We start from the raw sequence: 15,499 nt of genomic DNA, 5'->3' as shown, positions 1-15,499 counted from the left end.
CCCGCGCCGTTATCAGGGTGACGAGCAGTCAGCCGAGCAGCGCGATGATCTCGGCTGTGGTGCCGGTTTCGCCCAGGCGGGGGAAGATCCGGGTGAGGGCGTGGTCGTGGGAGTCGGCGGACAGGTCGGTCATCGCGTCGGTGGCGAGGGTGACGTTGTAGCCGTGTTCGTAGGCGGCGCGAGCGGTCGACTCGACGCCGATGCTGGTCGCGATTCCGGTCAGGACGATCTGCGTGACACCGCGGCGGCGCAGGTGGACGTCGAGGTCGGTGCCGTAGAACGCGCCCCAGTTCCGCTTGGTGACGATGATGTCCTCGGGATGCCCGGCCAGTTGGTCGACGATCTCGGCGGCGTTGGCGGTCGGCGTACCGGTCCGGCGCTGGAGCTCGGTGCGCCCGGGTAGGCGATCGGAACCGTCGGCGGCGAAGCTGACCCGGACCAGGACGACTGGGAGGTCGTGCTTGCGGAACGCATCGGCGAGCTCCGCCGTCCGGTTGATCACGTCCGCGGTGGAATGCGGCTCGCCGGGAAGGACGGCGACGCCGTTCTGCAGGTCGACGACCACGAGGGCGGTCTTCGGGTCGAGGGTGGTGACGGGCACGATGAGCCTCTCAGTTGGGTTGTGGACGACCGAGCCCGGCGAGCGGGGGCCGGTCGAATCTGGCCGGGGCAGGGGTCACCGCGAGGCCGCTGCCTCGAGGGCGGTGTCGAGGAGAGCCAGGGCGTTCACGATGGTTTGCCGCTCGGCTTCCGTGCAGTTGTCCTGCAGGGCCTGGGCCAGCCACTCCTGCCGGACCCTCCGATCGCCCTGGATCCGGTGCCGGCCGGTCGTGGTCAGCGAGACGACCTGGCGACGGCCGTCCTGAGGATCCGGATGGCGCTCGATCAGGTCGGCCGCACGGAGGGCGGACAGGATCGCGGCCATCGACTGCGGGCGAACCCGCTCGGCCGCGGCCAGTTCGCTGGCCGACGCCGGACCGTCCTTGTCCAGGCGACTGAGCACGGACGACTGCGACGGGGTCAGGTCGTCCTTGTCCGCGAGCTCCTTCAACCGGCGGGTGACGCGGCCGAAAACCACCCGCACCTCGCCGGCAGCCTGCACCGCCGACGCCGAGATCGTTGCACTCATATGAACAGCATAAACTGATCAGTCCGAACTGACTAAGCAGGGAGGTTGCCGACCTGCTCCGGGTGTGATCACGTAGGCCGTGTGAGCCTGGCGGAGCTTCGGGACGCCGCGACGCGGGTCCTGGACGAGAACTGGACGGGCCGTTCGACGGTGCCGTCGCGGTCGCTGTACCCACATCAGTGGAGCTGGGACTCCGCGTTCATCGCGATCGGACTGCGCCATGCCGCACCACAGCGCGCTCAGATCGAACTGGAGTCGCTGTTCACCTCGCAGTGGCAGGACGGACGCATCCCGCACATCAACTTCTCCCCCAGCGTGCCGCGGGACGCCTACTTCCCGGGACCCGACTTCTGGCAGGCATCGACCCCCGGCGGCGTCGAGACCTCGGGGATCATCCAGCCCCCGGTTCACGCACTCGCTGTCTGGTTGACCCACCAGGCCGACGAGGCGGAGTCGGTACGACGCGACTTCCTGGCCGGGCTGTATCCGAAGCTCGTTGCCTGGCACGCCTATCTGCGGGAACGCCGGGATCTCGGTGGCCGTGGCCTGGTCGCCGTGGTGCATCCGTGGGAGTCGGGGATGGACAACAGCCCGGCCTGGGACGAGGCGCTGGCACGGGTCGAACCGGCGCCGGCGGACTCCTTCACCCGGAGGGACACCGAGCATGCCAGCGGCACCGATCGGCCGACGGATCTCGACTACGGACGGTATGTCCGGCTCGCTGCGACGTACCGGGACCATGCGTACGACGACGCGCGGACGCCGTTCGAGTTCGCACTCGAAGATCCGTGCTTCAACGCGCTGCTCATCGTGTCGGAGCACGCGCTCGCCTCGATCGCCGAGGAGTTGTCACTCGATCCTGCTCCGCATCTGAACGCGGCGGCCGAGCTGACCGCGGCGCTCGAACGGCTCTTTGCCAATGGCAACTTTCATGCTCTCGACCTGCACGACGACCGGCTGGTCGGAGCGGACACGGTGTCCGGGCTCGTTCCCCTGCTCGTCCCCGAGCTGCGCCAGGTCGACGAGCTGCTGGCGACCGCGCGCGGCCCGAAGTTCCAGCTCGGCAAGGTCAAGCTGGTGCCGAGCTACGACCTGACCGGGCCGGCCTTCGACCGATCCCGCTACTGGCGCGGGCCGAGCTGGTTCAATACCGCCTGGTTGATCCACCGCGGCCTGGCCCAGCTCGGGCACGACGAGGCGGCCGATGTACTGCGGGACGACGTACTCGCGCTGGCCGCGGAGACGACCTTCGCCGAGTACGTCGATCCGTTCACCGGAGCTGCCCGCGGAGCGAGGGACTTCTCGTGGACAGCGGCGTTGACGCTCGACCTGCTCAGGAGTACGTGACGTCCAGGACGCCGATCACCTTCGCCAGCCGGGCAGCGACCCGGCCGGCGTCGAAACCGTTGCCCTCGACGACGACCCGCAACTCGCCCTGTTCGAGCGACAGTGCGAGTTCGCGGACGTCGTACGGATTCAGCAGTACGGCGATGCGCGCGAGCATCCCCTCGACCTCGACCACCTGCGCGGTGAAGACCGTGAGGGTGCGTTCGACCGCGAGCAGACTCATCGGGCGACCTCCTTGTGACGCAGCAGACCGAAGGTGAAGCCGTCGACGAGCGCCTCCCAGGACGCCTCGACGATGTTGTGCCCGACTCCGACCGTCACCCACGAGCCCTCGCCGTCCGCGGTCTCGATCAGCACTCTGATCACCGCGTCCGTCCCATGGCCCTGGTCGAGGATGCGGACCTTGTAGTCGACCAGCTCGAACTTGTTCACCGCCGGGTACGCGCGTTCGATCGCGGTGCGGAGCGCATGGTCGAGAGCGTTCACCGGGCCGTTGCCCTCACCGGTGACGATCTCCCGCTCGCCGCCCGCGACCAGTTTCACCGTCGACTCCGAGACCGCCTCGCCGTCGGCCCGGGACTCGGTGATCACTCGCCACGACTCGACGTCGAAGTAGCTGGGCCGCTTCCCCGTGACCTCCTCGGTCAGGAGCAGCGAGAACGAGGCGTCCGCGGCTTCGAACGTGTACCCGCGGGCTTCCATCTCCTTGACCCGGTCGGTCACCCGGCCGACCAGGTCGCGGTCGTTGCCGAGGTCGAAGCCGAGCTCGCGGCCCTTCAGCTCGACGCTCGCCCGGCCGGCCATCTCGGAGACGAGCATCCGCATGTCGTTGCCCACCCGGGCCGGATCCGTGTGCTGGTAGAGATCGGGATCCACCTTGATGGCGCTGGCGTGCAGGCCCGCCTTGTGGGTGAACGCGGACACACCGACGTACGGCTGCCGGGTCGACGGCGGCACGTTCGTCACTTCGGCGATCGCGTGCGCGATCCGGAACGACTCGGCCAGCTTGCCGGCCGGGAGCAGGTCCATCTCGCGCTTGAGCTCGAGGTTGGCCACGATCGCGAGCAGGTCGGCGTTGCCGGTGCGTTCGCCGTACCCGTTGATCGTGCCCTGGACGTGCGTGACGCCGGCCTCGACGGCGGCGATCGAGTTCGCCACCGCGCAGCCGGCGTCGTTGTGACAGTGGATGCCGAGGCGCGCGCCGGTGGAATCGAGGACGTCGCGGACGATGTCCTGCAGCTCCCGGGGCAGCGTCCCGCCGTTCGTGTCGCACAGGGCGACCACGTCGGCGCCGGCCTCGGTGGCTACTCGTACCACTTCCAGCGCGTACGCGCGGTTGGCGCGGTAGCCGTCGAAGAAGTGCTCGGTGTCGAGGAAGACCCGCTGACCGTGCTCGCGCAGGTGACGGACGGTGTCGGCGATCATCCGGAGGTTCTCGTCGAGCGTCGTACGCAGCGCCCGTTCGACATGCGCATCGTGGCTCTTGGCAACGAGCGTGACGACGCCGGCGCCGGAGTCTCGGAGCGCGGCGACCAGCGGGTCCTCGGCCGCGGTCGTCTGCGGCTTGCGGGTCGCGCCGAAGGCCGCGAAGGTCGCGTTCTTCAGGTTCAGCTCGGTCCGCGCGAGCTCGAAGAACTCGGTGTCCTTCGGCACTGCGCCGGGCCAGCCGCCCTCGATGAAGCCAACGCCGAGGTCGTCCAGGTGCTGTGCAATGGCGATCTTGTCGGCCACGGACAGCGCCAGCCCCTCCTGCTGCGCCCCGTCGCGCAGGGTCGTGTCATAGACGTGGAACTCGTCCGAGATGCTCATGATCGGCCTTCCGAGGGGGCTGGCTGTGTTCGAACTGTGACTTCGGGGGCAAACAAAAAACCTCCCGCAAGGTGCGAGAGGTCTGCGCGCTCAGGTACTGCTTGCTGAGCGCGCCTAGCTAATAATGACCTGGTAGTTCTTCATGACATTTAGCAGTCTGCCACACAATGTCCACCCGATGGCGCAAGCGTCTCGCATCACGAACATTCAGTACGCGAATCAGTACTACCGCGTACGGCGGAGTTCAGGCGGTCAGCGTGGTCAGGGACCAGCCCGGGTCGTCCCAGGCGGTGTAGAAATCCTCGCGGGACAGGGGCCGCAGGCCCCATTCGTCGCGGTCCAGGGCCTGGTCGGTGAGCATGCCCTGGTCGTCCTCGAGCCGCTGCCACCAGTACCGCGTGACGTCGCCGTCCTCCCCCACGCCGAGCTGGCGGACCACGACCCACTCCCGCTCGTGCCAGACCGCCTCGTACAGCCAGTCGGTGCCGTGGTCGTCGGCGATCGCGCCGTACGTCCGCGGGGCGGTGCCGCGGTCGAGATCCCGGATCAGCTCGACGGTGGCGCGGATCGCGGTGACCGTCTCCGGCGACCATGAGCGCCGCTCGGCGAGCTCCGCGTAGTAGGCCTCGACGTCGTCGGGGAAGCTGCTCATGATCCCCGACCCTATCGAACCCGGCCTGTGGACAGCGACCGTCCGTCTGCACCCCAGACCTGAGAAGATGCTGTGAAACAGTCGCTTGAGAGAGGACCGTCAGTGCCTGAGCAGGACGACCGCGACGCCATCGAGATCCTCAAGGCACCGCTGTCTCGCGCCGCAGATACAGACCAGCTCAAAGAACTGCAGTTCCGGCTGATGGGGTTCGCGACCGGCCTGGCGTTGCTTGTCGTGCTCGCGCCGACGTGGTTCGTCCTGGATCGCGGGACCAGCATGACCATCGACGTGTACGGCGGGACCAGTCTGTTCGGGTTGGCACCGGGGAAGGACGCACCGCTGGGCCCGCTCGGGGTCGTTCTGTTGCTGGGTTACCTGCTGCTCGCGGTGTCGTTGCTGCTGGCACCGGCGGAGTCGACGTACGCGTTGGTGGCCGGGATTGCCGGGCTGGTGATCACCGTAGTCATCATCGTCACCGGGAAGGCGTTGTCGGACTTCACCGACCTGCACTGGACCGGAGCGCCGTTCGTTGCCCTGGGCATCTGGCTGCTAGCGATCATCGTCAGCGGAACGGCCCGCTCGGCGACCCGCTTCTGATCACCGCACAACGTCCGAAGAACTGTGGGTCATAGGCCACAGTTCTTCGGACGTAAGCGGAATCAGCAGACGCGGGTCATCCAGCCGTGGGGGTCGGGGGTGCGGCCGTACTGGACGTCGAGGAGCGCGTTGCGGACGGCCGCGGTCACCGGGCCGCCGTTGCCGTCGCCGACCTGGACGTCGCCGTCCTTCCACTTCAGCGAGGCGACCGGGGTGACCACCGCGGCGGTGCCGCAGGCGAACACCTCGCGGACCTTGCCGGAGGCCGCGCCATCGCGCCACTCGTCGATCGAGATCTTCCGCTCGGTCACGGTGTAGCCGAGGTCGGTGACCAGCTTGAGGATCGAGTCCCGCGTGACGCCCTCGAGGATGGTGCCGGACAGCTCCGGTGTGATCACGGAGTTGTCGTCGAGGACGAAGTACAGGTTCATCCCGCCGAGCTCCTCGACCCACTTCTTCTCGACCGCGTCGAGGAAGGCGACCTGGTCGCAGCCCTGCTCGATCGCCTCGGCCTGGGCCAGCAGCGAGGAGGCGTAGTTGCCGCCGGTCTTCGCCGCGCCGGTGCCACCAGGGGCGGCCCGGGTGTACTCCTCGCTCAGCCAGATCCGGACCGGCTTGACGCCGCCGGAGAAGTACGAGCCGGCCGGCGACGTGATCACGCAGTACGTGACCTGCGCGGACGGGCGGACACCGAGGAACGGGTCGGACCCGAACATGAACGGCCGCAGGTAGAGCGACGTCTCGCCACCGGCGGGCACCCAGGCCTTGTCCAGCTCGACCAGCAGGCGCAGCGACTCCAGGAAGGCTGCCTCCGGCAGCTCCGGCAGCGCGAGCCGGTGCGCGGACCGCGCGAACCGGGCCGCGTTGGCCTCGGGGCGGAACATGTGGATCGAGTCGTCGGGATGCCGGTAGGCCTTCATCCCTTCGAAGATGGTCTGGGCGTAGTGGAACACCGCGGTGGCCGGAGACAGCTCCAGCGGTCCGAAGGCGGTGATCCTCGCGTCGTGCCAGCCGCTCTCCTTGGACCAGGTGGCGATCGCCATGTGGTCGGAGAAGTACTGCCCGAATCCCGGGTTCGCCAGGATCGTGGCGCGCTGGTCGTCGCTGGCCGCTTGGGTGGTTGGCTCAACGGTGAACTGCAGATCGGCGCTCATAGCCGCACCGTACCTCTTGGCCAAGTGGTCATGCGAGTGTCGCCTCTCAGCCCGCAGCGCGCTTGGCGATCGCGTCACCGATCTCGGCGGTGGTCCGGATCGCACCGGTGCGCTCCTCGATATCGGCGGTGACGGCCGCCTCGATCGCGGTCGCGGCCTCGGTCAGACCGAGGTGCTCGCACAGCAGCGCGGCGGACAGGATCGCCGCGGTCGGGTCGGCCTTCTGCTGGCCGGCGATGTCCGGCGCGGAGCCGTGCACCGGCTCGAACATGCTCGGCGCGGTCCGGTCCGGGTTGATGTTGCCGCTCGCGGCCAGCCCGATGCCGCCGCTGATCGCGGCCGCCAGGTCGGTGATGATGTCGCCGAACAGGTTGTCGGTGACGATCACGTCGAACCGGGCCGGGTCGGTGACCAGGAAGATGGTCGCCGCGTCCACGTGCAGGTAGTCGACGGCGATCTCCGGGAACTCCTCGGCGACCTTGTCGAAGGTCCGCTTCCACAGGTGGCCGGCGTGCACGAGCACGTTGTTCTTGTGCACGAGCGTGAGCTTCTTGCGCGGTCGCGCCTGGGCCCGGGCGAACGCGTCCCGCACCACCCGCTCCACGCCGTACGCCGTGTTGACCGACACCTCGGTGGCGATCTCGGCCGGCGTCCCGACCCGCAGTGCGCCGCCGTTGCCGACGTACGGACCCTCGGTGCCTTCGCGGACGACGACGAAGTCGACGTCGCCCGGGGCCGCCAGCGGGGAGCCGACGGACGGGTAGACCTTCGAGGGGCGCAGGTTCACGTAGTGGTCGAGGGTGAACCGGAGCTTGAGCAGCAGGCCGCGCTCGAGCACCCCGGACGGCACGCTCGGGTCGCCGACCGCGCCGAGCAGGATCGCGTCGTGCTTGCGGATCTCCTCGAGCTCGGCGTCCGGCAGCGTCTCACCGGTGGCGTGCCAGCGCTTCGCGCCGAGGTCGTACTCGGTCCGGTCGAACGTCACGCCGTGCTGTGCGGCGACCGCGTCGAGCACCTTGAGCGCCTCGGTGGTCACCTCGGGTCCGATCCCGTCCCCGGGAACGACGGCCAGCGTGAAGTTCTTCTTGTCGCTCACTTCTTGGGTTCTCCCCCATTGTCACGGCGGTTCATGGCCTCTTGGACAGCCTTGACCTCATCGCTCGCCAGGCGGGACGGCCGGCGACGGCGGGTCACCTTCCGTTCCCGGGCATCGATCGCGGGCCAGTTGGCTGGGTACATGTCGTACATGCTGCTCCTCCCGAAACAGGACGCGGGCGGCAGGGCGGGTCCGAATTTACTCTGGCGTACGACTAGTTCACCACTATGCGGGCAGGTTGTCCCGCTATGTGAGATCCCGGTGCTGGTACTGGACCAGAGCTGTGCAACTCTCAACCGGTGAGTGCTCCTCCAGAACTGCCGCCGCTGGTTTCAGCGGCCCTCAGCCTGTCCGGCCGGCGGGGATTCGTCAGCTCCACCCGGAACGAGACCGGTCGCCTGCTCGCGTCGCTCGCGGCGTCGAAGACGGGCCTGCTCGGTGAGCTCGGGACCGGCTGCGGCGTCGGTTCGGCCTGGCTGCGCAGCGGCGCCGGCGAGGGCACCCGGATCGTCACCGCGGAGAGCGATCCGCAACTGGCGCAGGTGGTGGCGGAGCTGTTCGCCGCGGACGAGCGGATCGAGGTCGTCTCGGCGGACTGGACCGCGCTGATCGAGCGCGGGCCGTTCGCCCTGCTGTTCGTGGACGCGCGCGAGGCGAAGCTCTCGGCCCGCGACATCATCGCGGACGTGGTCGAGCCCGGCGGCTTCGTCGTCCTCGACGACTTCACGCCGTCGGCGGTCTGGCCGCCGATGTATGAGGGCCGGGTCGACACGCTCCGGCAGGAGTGGCTGATGGACAAGCGCTTCACCACCGTCGAGGTGATGGTCGCGCCCGACGCCGCCGTACTCCTCGCCACCCGGCACTGAACAGGAAGCGGGCCCGAGCTATGGAGCCCGGGCCCTTGCCAGCCGCCATGCGCCTGCGGGCGGCTGACCGCTTCCAGTAAATCAGTCGTTCGTGTGACTCACGCTTCCAGGTCCACGGTACGGGCGGTGTCGGCCTGGACTGCGGTGGCGATGTCGTCCAGGACGGCCGGCGCGATGGCCGAGTCGACCGACAGCGCGACCAGCGCCTTGCCGCCCTTGCGGTCGCGGCTGACCTGCATGCCGGCGATGTTCACGTCCGCTTCGCCGAGGATGCGGCCGATCTGCCCGACGATGCCCGGCCGGTCCTCGTAGGTGAGGAAGGCGAGGTGGGCGGACAGCTCGACCTCGAGGTCGAAGCCGTCGATCTCGACCAGCCGCTCCGACTGCCGGACGCCGACCAGTGTGCCGGACACCGACACCTGGGCGCCGTCGGCGAGCGTGCCGCGCAGGGTGATCAGGTTGCGGTGCTCAGGGCTGTCGTGGTCGGTGACGAGCCGGACCTCGAGACCCCGCTCGGCCGCGAGCAGCGGCGCGTTCACGTACGAGACGTTGTCCTCGACGACATCCGCGAAGACACCCTTGAGTGCGGCCAGTTCCAGGACCTTGACGTCGTACTGCGTGATCTCGCCGCGGACCTCGACGTCGAGCTGCTGCGCGACGCCGCCGGCCAGCGCGGTGAAGATGCGGCCGAGCTTCTCGGTCAGCGCGATCCCCGGCCGGACGTCCTCGGCGATCACGCCGCCCTGGACGTTCACCGCGTCCGGCACCAGTTCGCCGGACAGCGCGAGCCGGACCGACTTGGCGACCGCGATGCCGGCCTTCTCCTGCGCCTCGTCGGTGGACGCGCCGAGGTGCGGGGTGGCGACCACGTTCTCGAACTCGAACAGCGGCGAGTCGGTGCACGGCTCGGTCGCGAACACGTCCAGGCCGGCGGCAGCCACGCGGCCTTCCTTCAGAGCACTGTGGAGCGCCTGCTCGTCGACGATGCCGCCGCGGGCCGCGTTGACGATGATGACCTCGGGCTTGACCTTGTGCAGTTCCTCGTCGCCGATCAGGCCGATCGTCTCCGGGGTCTTCGGCAGGTGCACCGAGATGAAGTCGCTGACGCTCAGCAGCTCGTCGAGAGAGGCGAGCCGGACCCCCATCTGCGCGGCCCGGCCGGCCTGAACGTACGGGTCGTAGGCGATCACGTTCATGCCGAAGGCGGCCAGCCGCTGCGCGACCAGGACGCCGATCTTGCCGAGGCCGACGATCCCGACGGTCTTCTCGAACAGCTCGACGCCGGAGTACTTGCTGCGCTTCCACTCGCCGTTCTTCAGCGACTGGTCGGCGGCCGGGACGCGGCGCGCGGCGGCCAGCAGCAGGGCGACCGCGAGCTCGGCGGCGCTGACGATGTTGGAGGTCGGTGCGTTCACGACCATCACGCCGGCCTGGGTGGCGGCCTTCACGTCCACGTTGTCCAGGCCGACACCGGCCCGGGCGACGACCTTCAGGCGCTTGGCCGCGGCCAGCGCCTCGGCGTCCACCTTGGTGGCGCTGCGGATCAGGATGGCGTCGACGTCAGCGATGGCCGGGAGCAGCTGGGCGCGGTCGGCGCCGTTGATCTGCCGGATCTCGAAGTCGGGGCCGAGCGCCTCGACGGTGGCCGGGCTGAGCTCTTCGGCGATCAGGACGACAGGCCGGGTTACGTCAGTCATGGAGGAATCTCACTCCTGGAAGCGGTAGGGGCTCATGTAGAACAGAGCACCGCGCTGTGCCCGCTGGACCGATGGTACCGCGTCCGCTCGAAGGCCCGCGCGGTGACCCGCATCGCGGTCACTCGGTGTCGCAGGCCTGCGTCGGGGTCGTCAGCTCGTCCCAGTCGTTGATCACCAGCTTGTCCCCGCGGCGAACCAGCTCGTAGCCGTAATCCAGCCGGTTGCAGTTCCGCCCCGCGGCGCCCTTGGCGACCGGCGAGAACAGCACGTTCAGCGAGACTCGAGCAAACGCTCCGTCGACCCCGTAAGGGCGCACCTCCGTGACCTTGGCACCGAAGAAGTACGACGTCTGGTGGCCTCCGCGATCCTTCCTCACGGTCAGCGTCCTCGCCAGCTGCTTGGAGTACAGCGGTTGCGCCGCTTCGAAATCCTGCCGGTTCTGCAGCGTCAGGTAATTGCCGAGCAGCCGCTGGACCTCCACTGCCATCGGGGTGTTCGCGACCTGCAACTCCGGCGTGACCGCACTTTGCGGGCCGCGGGATCGGGCGCAGGTGCCGTCCCCCGGTGTGATCCCGGTGGAGTCGGGTGCGGCGTACCCGCGCAGTTTGTCGACACCGATGATCGTGCTGGCCGGGACCGTGTCGCCGACGACCACTCCGACCACCTGGCCGGACTTGTCGACCACCGGGCCGCCGAGTTTGGTCGCGTTCATCACAGTGCTGAGTGGAGTCGGCTCCGCGATCGAACCGACCCGCTGCATCGATTGTTTGCCGGCCGCGGTGTACCCGATCAGGGCCCGCTCCGCCTTGGGATCCGGATCCGTGTCCGCGAGCGGCAGCGGGGTGCTGCCGAGCTGCCCGATCATGCGCAGCACGGCGACCCCGTCCGCGCTGGTGCCGAGCAGGTTGGCCCGCCGGATCTGGTTGTCCGGGGTGACGATCACGATCGACAGCGGCTGCTTGATCGCGGACGCCGCGGTGAGGACTATGTCCCCGTTGATCAGCGCGCCGGTCGCCTCGCCGGTGCCTGCGCAGGTCGTGGCGAGCACTCGGACCACGGCCGGGCCGGCCGTCTTCATGACGTCCTGGCCGACTGTTTCCGTGACCTCCGGGCTGGTCGTGCCGATGCCCTCCGGTGCTGCGCGGTGCACGCTCTGTGAGCGGAGCCACCAGCCGGCGGCCGCACCGCCTGCGACGATCATCAGCAGCACGATGAAACCGGCCAGGATCCGGCCGAACAGCCACGGCTGTCGCGGTGGCGGCTGCGGGCCACGCGTCGTACTGCTGTCCAGCTGGGTGAGCGAACTGGCGCCCGCGGGGACGCGCCGAGGTGGCCGCGGCAGCTCGCGCCCCTCCATCGGTACCTCCCCCATCACCAGCACAGACCGTAACCGTCTTCGATTGTGCCAAAAGAACAGGCCCGGGCCACCCACCTGGGTGCCCCGGACCTGTGCTGATTCGGGTCAGCGCGCGGCGCTGCCCTCGACGTAGTCGTCGTCGTGCGACTTGACCCACGCCATCAGGCCGCGCAGATCCTTACCCACGGCCTCGATCGGGTGCTCCTGGCTCTTCTTGCGGAACTCGGCGAACTCCGGCGCACCGGCGTCCTGGTCGGCGATGAAGCGGGCCGCGAAGGTGCCGTCGGTGATGTCACCGAGGACCTCCTTCATCCGCTGCTTCACCGACGCGTCGATGATCCGCGGGCCGGACACGTAGTCGCCGTACTCGGCGGTGTCGGAGACCGACCAGCGCTGCTTGGCGATGCCGCCTTCGTAGATCAGGTCGACGATCAGCTTCAGCTCGTGCAGGCACTCGAAGTACGCGACCTCGGGCTGGTAGCCGGCCTCGGTGAGCACCTCGAAGCCGGACTGGATCAGCGCCGACACGCCACCGCAGAGGACGGCCTGCTCACCGAACAGGTCGGTCTCGGTCTCCTCGGTGAAGGTGGTCTTGATCCCGCCGGCCCGCAGGCCGCCGATGCCCTTGGCGTACGAGAGCGCGAGATCCCACGCCTTGCCGGTGGCGTCCTGCTCGACCGCTACCAGCACCGGTACGCCGCGACCCTCGGTGTACTCGCGGCGGACCAGGTGGCCCGGGCCCTTCGGGGCGACCATGAACACGTCCACGCCGGCCGGCGGCTTGATGTAGCCGAACCGGATGTTGAAGCCGTGACCGAAGACGAGCGCGTCGCCGTCGACCAGGTTCGGCTCGATGGCCTCCGCGTAGAGCTTGCGCTGGGCCGGGTCCGGCGCGAGTACGACGATGACGTCGGCCTCCTCGACCGCCTCGGCCGGGGTGAGCACCCGCAGGCCCTGCGCCTCGGCCTTGGCCCGGCTCTTCGAGCCCTCGGGCAGGCCGACCCGGACGTCGACGCCGGAGTCGCGCAGCGACAGCGCGTGGGCGTGGCCCTGGGAGCCGTAGCCGAGCACGGCCACGTGGCGGCCCTGGATCACCGACAGGTCGGCGTTGTCGTCGTAGAACATTTCAGCTGCCACTTCGGGCTCTTCTCCTCTGTAGTGAATGGGGTACGGCGTTCAGGCCTGACGCGCCGGGGCCACGGGCCGCCCCGGCGGGGGCGCCGGCACTGGGTGGTGCGCCCGGTCGACGGGTTGCGCCTGCACGTTCGGGGTGCCGGAGGCGACGTGCGGCGGCGGCACCTGGACCGGCCGCAGCGTGCGGTCGGAGATGGAGCGACTGCCCCGGCCGATCGCCACCATGCCGGACTGCACCAGCTCGCGGACGCCGAAGGGTTCCAGCACCCGGAGCATGGCCTCGAGTTTCTCGGGATTGCCGGTCGCCTCGATCGTGATCGCGTCCGGAGCCACGTCCACCACCTTCGCACGGAACAACTGGACGGTCTCCAGCACCTGTCCCCTGCTCAGGGTGTCCGCCTTGACCTTCACCAGCAGCAGTTCGCGCTGAACCGTCTGGCTGGGCTCGAGTTCGACGATCTTGATCACGTTCACCAGCTTGTTCAGCTGCTTGGTGATCTGCTCCAGCGGCTGCTCGTCCACGCTGACCGCGATGGTCATCCGGGACACCTCGGGGTGCTCGGTCGGACCGACGGCGAGGGAGTCGATGTTGAACCCCCGGCGCGAGATCAGCGCCGCGACACGGGCCAGCACACCGTGCTTGTTCTCGACCAGGATCGACAGCGTGTGCTTGCTCATCACAGTTCCTCGGTGTCCCACTTGGGCGCCATGTCGCGGGCGATCTGGATGTCGTCGTTGCTGGTGCCGGCCGCGACCATCGGCCAGACCATTGCGTCACGGTGCACGACGAAGTCGACCACGACCGGCTGGTCCGTCACCGACATCGCCTTGTCGATGGTCGCGTCGACCGAGTCCTTGTCGGAGCAACGCAGCCCGACGCCGCCCATCGCCTCGGCCAGCTTGGCGAAGTCCGGGATCTGGGCCGAGTGCAGGTCGGTGTTGGAGTACCGCTTGTCGTAGAACAGCGTCTGCCACTGCCGGACCATGCCCAGCGACTGGTTGTTGATCACGGCAACCTTGATCGGGATGCCCTCGAGCGCGCAGGTGACCAGCTCCTGGTTGGTCATCTGGAAGCAGCCGTCGCCGTCGATCGCCCACACGGTCTTGTCCGGCCGGGCGACCTTCGCGCCCATCGCGGCCGGAACGGCGTACCCCATGGTGCCGAGGCCGCCGGAGTTCAGCCAGTGCCGCGGCTTCTCGAACGGGAGGTAGTGCGCGGCCCACATCTGGTGCTGGCCGACGCCCGCGGTGTAGATAGCGTCCGGGCCGGCGATCTTGCCGATCCGCTCGATCACGTACTGCGGGGACAGGCTGCCGTCGTCGGGTTCGTCGTACGCGACCGGGTACTTGGCGCGGACCGACTCCAGCTGGTGGCGCCAGGCGTCGTACGACGGGGTGCGGCCGGAGTTCGCGATCTCGGTGCGGAGCGCGGCGAGCAGGTCGGTGATGACCTCCTTGCAGTCACCCACGATCGGCACGTCGGCGGCGCGGTTCTTACCGATCTCGGCCGGGTCGATGTCGGCGTGGATGACCTTCGCCTCGGGCGCGAACGAGTCGAGCCGGCCGGTCACCCGGTCGTCGAAGCGGGCGCCCAGGCAGATGAGCAGGTCGGACCGCTGGAGCGCGCCGACCGCGGACACCGAGCCGTGCATCCCGGGCATGCCGAAGTGCAGCTCGTGGGTGTCGGGCAGCGCGCCGCGGGCCATCAGCGTGGTCACCACGGGAATGCCGAGCAGCTCCGCGAGCTCCTTCAGCTCGGCGTCGGCCTGGGCCCGGATCACGCCGCCGCCGACGTACAGGACCGGCTTCTCGGCCGCGGCGATCAGGCGGGCCGCCTCGCGCACCTGCTTGGGGTGCGGGCGGGTCACCGGCCGGTAGCCGGGCAGCGACAGCTCGGTCGGCCACTGGAAGTCGACCCGCGCCTGCATCGCGTCCTTGGTCACGTCGACCAGCACCGGGCCGGGCCGGCCGGTGGAGGCGATGTAGAACGCCTCGGCGACCGTGGTGGCGATGTCGTTCGGGTCGTTGACCAGGAAGTTGTGCTTGGTGATCGGCATCGTGATGCCGCGGATGTCGGCCTCCTGGAAGGCGTCCGTGCCGATCGCGGCGCTGGCCACCTGACCGGTGATGGCGACCAGCGGGACCGAGTCCATGTACGCGTCGGCGATCGGCGTGACCAGGTTGGTCGCCCCGGGACCTGAGGTCGCCATGCACACACCGGTCTTGCCGGACGCGGCGGCGTACCCCTGCGCGGCATGGCCGGCGCCCTGCTCGTGACGTACCAGGATGTGGCGGATCTGGGTCGAGTCGAGCATCGGGTCGTACGCCGGGAGGATCGCGCCACCCGGGATGCCGAAGACGGTGTCCACTCCGGCATGTTCCAGTGCGCGGATCAGAGCCTGTGCCCCGGTCAGCTGCTCACTCATGAGTGCCTTCCCTAAGTCCTGTCACGATTGGCTTGTCGCGACCGATCCATCCTCGCTCTTGGTTGTCGTCTCTGCTCATCTGGGTCGCAGATAGTCGCATCGGCAACAAAAAACCCCCTCCGCCGGGTGGGCTGAAGGGGGCGCGCTCGACTCTGTGGTCGCGTCAGTCGGCGCGCCGCACAAGTACGAGGAGAATCGATCGCATGTAGGCAACACTCGCCGACACACCGCGATC

At 68.9% G+C, this 15,499-nt stretch carries 15 protein-coding genes; 3 read left to right on the top strand and 12 right to left on the bottom strand.

Annotated features, from left to right (window positions below):
* Positions 1-28 precede the first annotated feature (28 nt).
* Both ACXC9Q_RS34435 and ACXC9Q_RS34430 read right to left on the bottom strand, forming a co-directional pair.
* Positions 29-601 (bottom strand): isochorismatase family protein, encoded by a 573-nt coding sequence (locus ACXC9Q_RS34435; protein WP_457060830.1) that lies wholly within the window; start codon positions 599-601, stop codon positions 29-31.
* 75 nt (positions 602-676) lie between these two features.
* The gene (locus ACXC9Q_RS34430; protein ID WP_457060829.1) at positions 677-1,129 is read right to left on the bottom strand and encodes a MarR family winged helix-turn-helix transcriptional regulator; all 453 of its coding nucleotides are present in this window, start codon (positions 1,127-1,129) and stop codon (positions 677-679) included.
* Positions 1,130-1,210: 81 nt separating this feature from the next.
* On the opposite strand from ACXC9Q_RS34430, the gene ACXC9Q_RS34425 reads away from it, so the two are divergent.
* A complete protein-coding gene (locus ACXC9Q_RS34425) occupies positions 1,211-2,476 on the top strand; it encodes an MGH1-like glycoside hydrolase domain-containing protein (RefSeq protein ID WP_457060828.1) in 1,266 nt (421 codons plus the stop codon).
* Here ACXC9Q_RS34425 and ACXC9Q_RS34420 read toward each other — a convergent pair.
* From ACXC9Q_RS34420 to ACXC9Q_RS34410, 3 genes are all read right to left on the bottom strand, one after another.
* Positions 2,463-2,699 (bottom strand): hypothetical protein, encoded by a 237-nt coding sequence (locus ACXC9Q_RS34420; protein ID WP_457060827.1) that lies wholly within the window; start codon positions 2,697-2,699, stop codon positions 2,463-2,465. The genes ACXC9Q_RS34425 and ACXC9Q_RS34420 overlap by 14 nt on opposite strands.
* Positions 2,696-4,285, bottom strand: a complete 1,590-nt coding sequence (cimA, locus tag ACXC9Q_RS34415; protein WP_457060826.1) for a citramalate synthase — start codon at positions 4,283-4,285, stop codon at positions 2,696-2,698. The genes ACXC9Q_RS34420 and cimA overlap by 4 nt, the downstream gene beginning before the upstream one ends.
* Positions 4,286-4,529: 244 nt before the next feature.
* A complete protein-coding gene (locus ACXC9Q_RS34410; protein WP_328519336.1) occupies positions 4,530-4,937 on the bottom strand; it encodes a hypothetical protein in 408 nt (135 codons plus the stop codon).
* 102 nt (positions 4,938-5,039) lie between these two features.
* Between ACXC9Q_RS34410 and ACXC9Q_RS34405 the strand changes: the two genes are divergently transcribed.
* Positions 5,040-5,534, top strand: coding sequence for a hypothetical protein (locus ACXC9Q_RS34405; protein WP_457060825.1), 495 nt, complete (start codon positions 5,040-5,042; stop codon positions 5,532-5,534).
* 62 nt (positions 5,535-5,596) lie between these two features.
* Here the strand turns inward: ACXC9Q_RS34405 and ACXC9Q_RS34400 are convergent, their stop codons facing one another.
* Both ACXC9Q_RS34400 and ACXC9Q_RS34395 read right to left on the bottom strand, forming a co-directional pair.
* Entirely contained in the window at positions 5,597-6,688 is a 1,092-nt protein-coding gene (locus ACXC9Q_RS34400; protein ID WP_457060824.1) for a branched-chain amino acid aminotransferase, read from the bottom strand.
* Positions 6,689-6,734: 46 nt separating this feature from the next.
* A complete protein-coding gene (locus tag ACXC9Q_RS34395; RefSeq protein WP_457060823.1) occupies positions 6,735-7,784 on the bottom strand; it encodes a 3-isopropylmalate dehydrogenase in 1,050 nt (349 codons plus the stop codon).
* 299 nt (positions 7,785-8,083) lie between these two features.
* Between ACXC9Q_RS34395 and ACXC9Q_RS34390 the strand changes: the two genes are divergently transcribed.
* A complete protein-coding gene (locus ACXC9Q_RS34390) occupies positions 8,084-8,650 on the top strand; it encodes an O-methyltransferase (protein ID WP_328519332.1) in 567 nt (188 codons plus the stop codon).
* A 98-nt stretch (positions 8,651-8,748) separates the two neighbouring features.
* Here the strand turns inward: ACXC9Q_RS34390 and serA are convergent, their stop codons facing one another.
* The 5 genes from serA to ACXC9Q_RS34365 form a co-directional block, all read right to left on the bottom strand.
* Positions 8,749-10,347 carry a phosphoglycerate dehydrogenase gene (gene serA / locus ACXC9Q_RS34385; protein WP_457060822.1) on the bottom strand — a complete coding sequence of 533 codons (1,599 nt, stop codon included), beginning with the start codon at positions 10,345-10,347 and terminating at the stop codon, positions 8,749-8,751.
* Between the two features lie 118 nt (positions 10,348-10,465).
* Positions 10,466-11,704 (bottom strand): S1 family peptidase, encoded by a 1,239-nt coding sequence (locus ACXC9Q_RS34380; protein WP_457060821.1) that lies wholly within the window; start codon positions 11,702-11,704, stop codon positions 10,466-10,468.
* Between the two features lie 105 nt (positions 11,705-11,809).
* Entirely contained in the window at positions 11,810-12,829 is a 1,020-nt protein-coding gene (gene ilvC, locus ACXC9Q_RS34375; RefSeq protein WP_329484942.1) for a ketol-acid reductoisomerase, read from the bottom strand.
* A 51-nt stretch (positions 12,830-12,880) separates the two neighbouring features.
* Positions 12,881-13,516 carry an acetolactate synthase small subunit gene (gene ilvN / locus ACXC9Q_RS34370; RefSeq protein ID WP_457060820.1) on the bottom strand — a complete coding sequence of 212 codons (636 nt, stop codon included), beginning with the start codon at positions 13,514-13,516 and terminating at the stop codon, positions 12,881-12,883.
* On the bottom strand, positions 13,516-15,264 hold the full coding sequence (locus ACXC9Q_RS34365) for an acetolactate synthase large subunit (RefSeq protein WP_457060819.1): 1,749 nt from the start codon (positions 15,262-15,264) through the stop codon (positions 13,516-13,518). Before ACXC9Q_RS34365 ends, ilvN begins: the two co-directional genes overlap by 1 nt.
* Positions 15,265-15,499 lie beyond the last annotated feature (235 nt).

The sequence above is a fragment of the Kribbella sp. CWNU-51 genome, assembly GCF_054073265.1.
Note: the sequence above shows the minus strand (reverse complement) of the source record. Positions and strands in the feature narration are given on the sequence as shown.

Coding starts and splice junctions, on each gene's coding strand:
- ACXC9Q_RS34430 (WP_457060829.1), bottom strand. CDS start 1,129: ATGAGTGCAACGATCTCGGCGTCGGCGGTGCAGGCTGCCGGCGAGGTG.
- ACXC9Q_RS34420 (WP_457060827.1), bottom strand. CDS start 2,699: ATGAGTCTGCTCGCGGTCGAACGCACCCTCACGGTCTTCACCGCGCAG.
- cimA (WP_457060826.1), bottom strand. CDS start 4,285: ATGAGCATCTCGGACGAGTTCCACGTCTATGACACGACCCTGCGCGAC.
- ACXC9Q_RS34410 (WP_328519336.1), bottom strand. CDS start 4,937: ATGAGCAGCTTCCCCGACGACGTCGAGGCCTACTACGCGGAGCTCGCC.
- ACXC9Q_RS34400 (WP_457060824.1), bottom strand. CDS start 6,688: ATGAGCGCCGATCTGCAGTTCACCGTTGAGCCAACCACCCAAGCGGCC.
- serA (WP_457060822.1), bottom strand. CDS start 10,347: ATGACTGACGTAACCCGGCCTGTCGTCCTGATCGCCGAAGAGCTCAGC.
- ACXC9Q_RS34380 (WP_457060821.1), bottom strand. CDS start 11,704: ATGGAGGGGCGCGAGCTGCCGCGGCCACCTCGGCGCGTCCCCGCGGGC.
- ilvC (WP_329484942.1), bottom strand. CDS start 12,829: ATGTTCTACGACGACAACGCCGACCTGTCGGTGATCCAGGGCCGCCAC.
- ilvN (WP_457060820.1), bottom strand. CDS start 13,516: ATGAGCAAGCACACGCTGTCGATCCTGGTCGAGAACAAGCACGGTGTG.
- ACXC9Q_RS34365 (WP_457060819.1), bottom strand. CDS start 15,264: ATGAGTGAGCAGCTGACCGGGGCACAGGCTCTGATCCGCGCACTGGAA.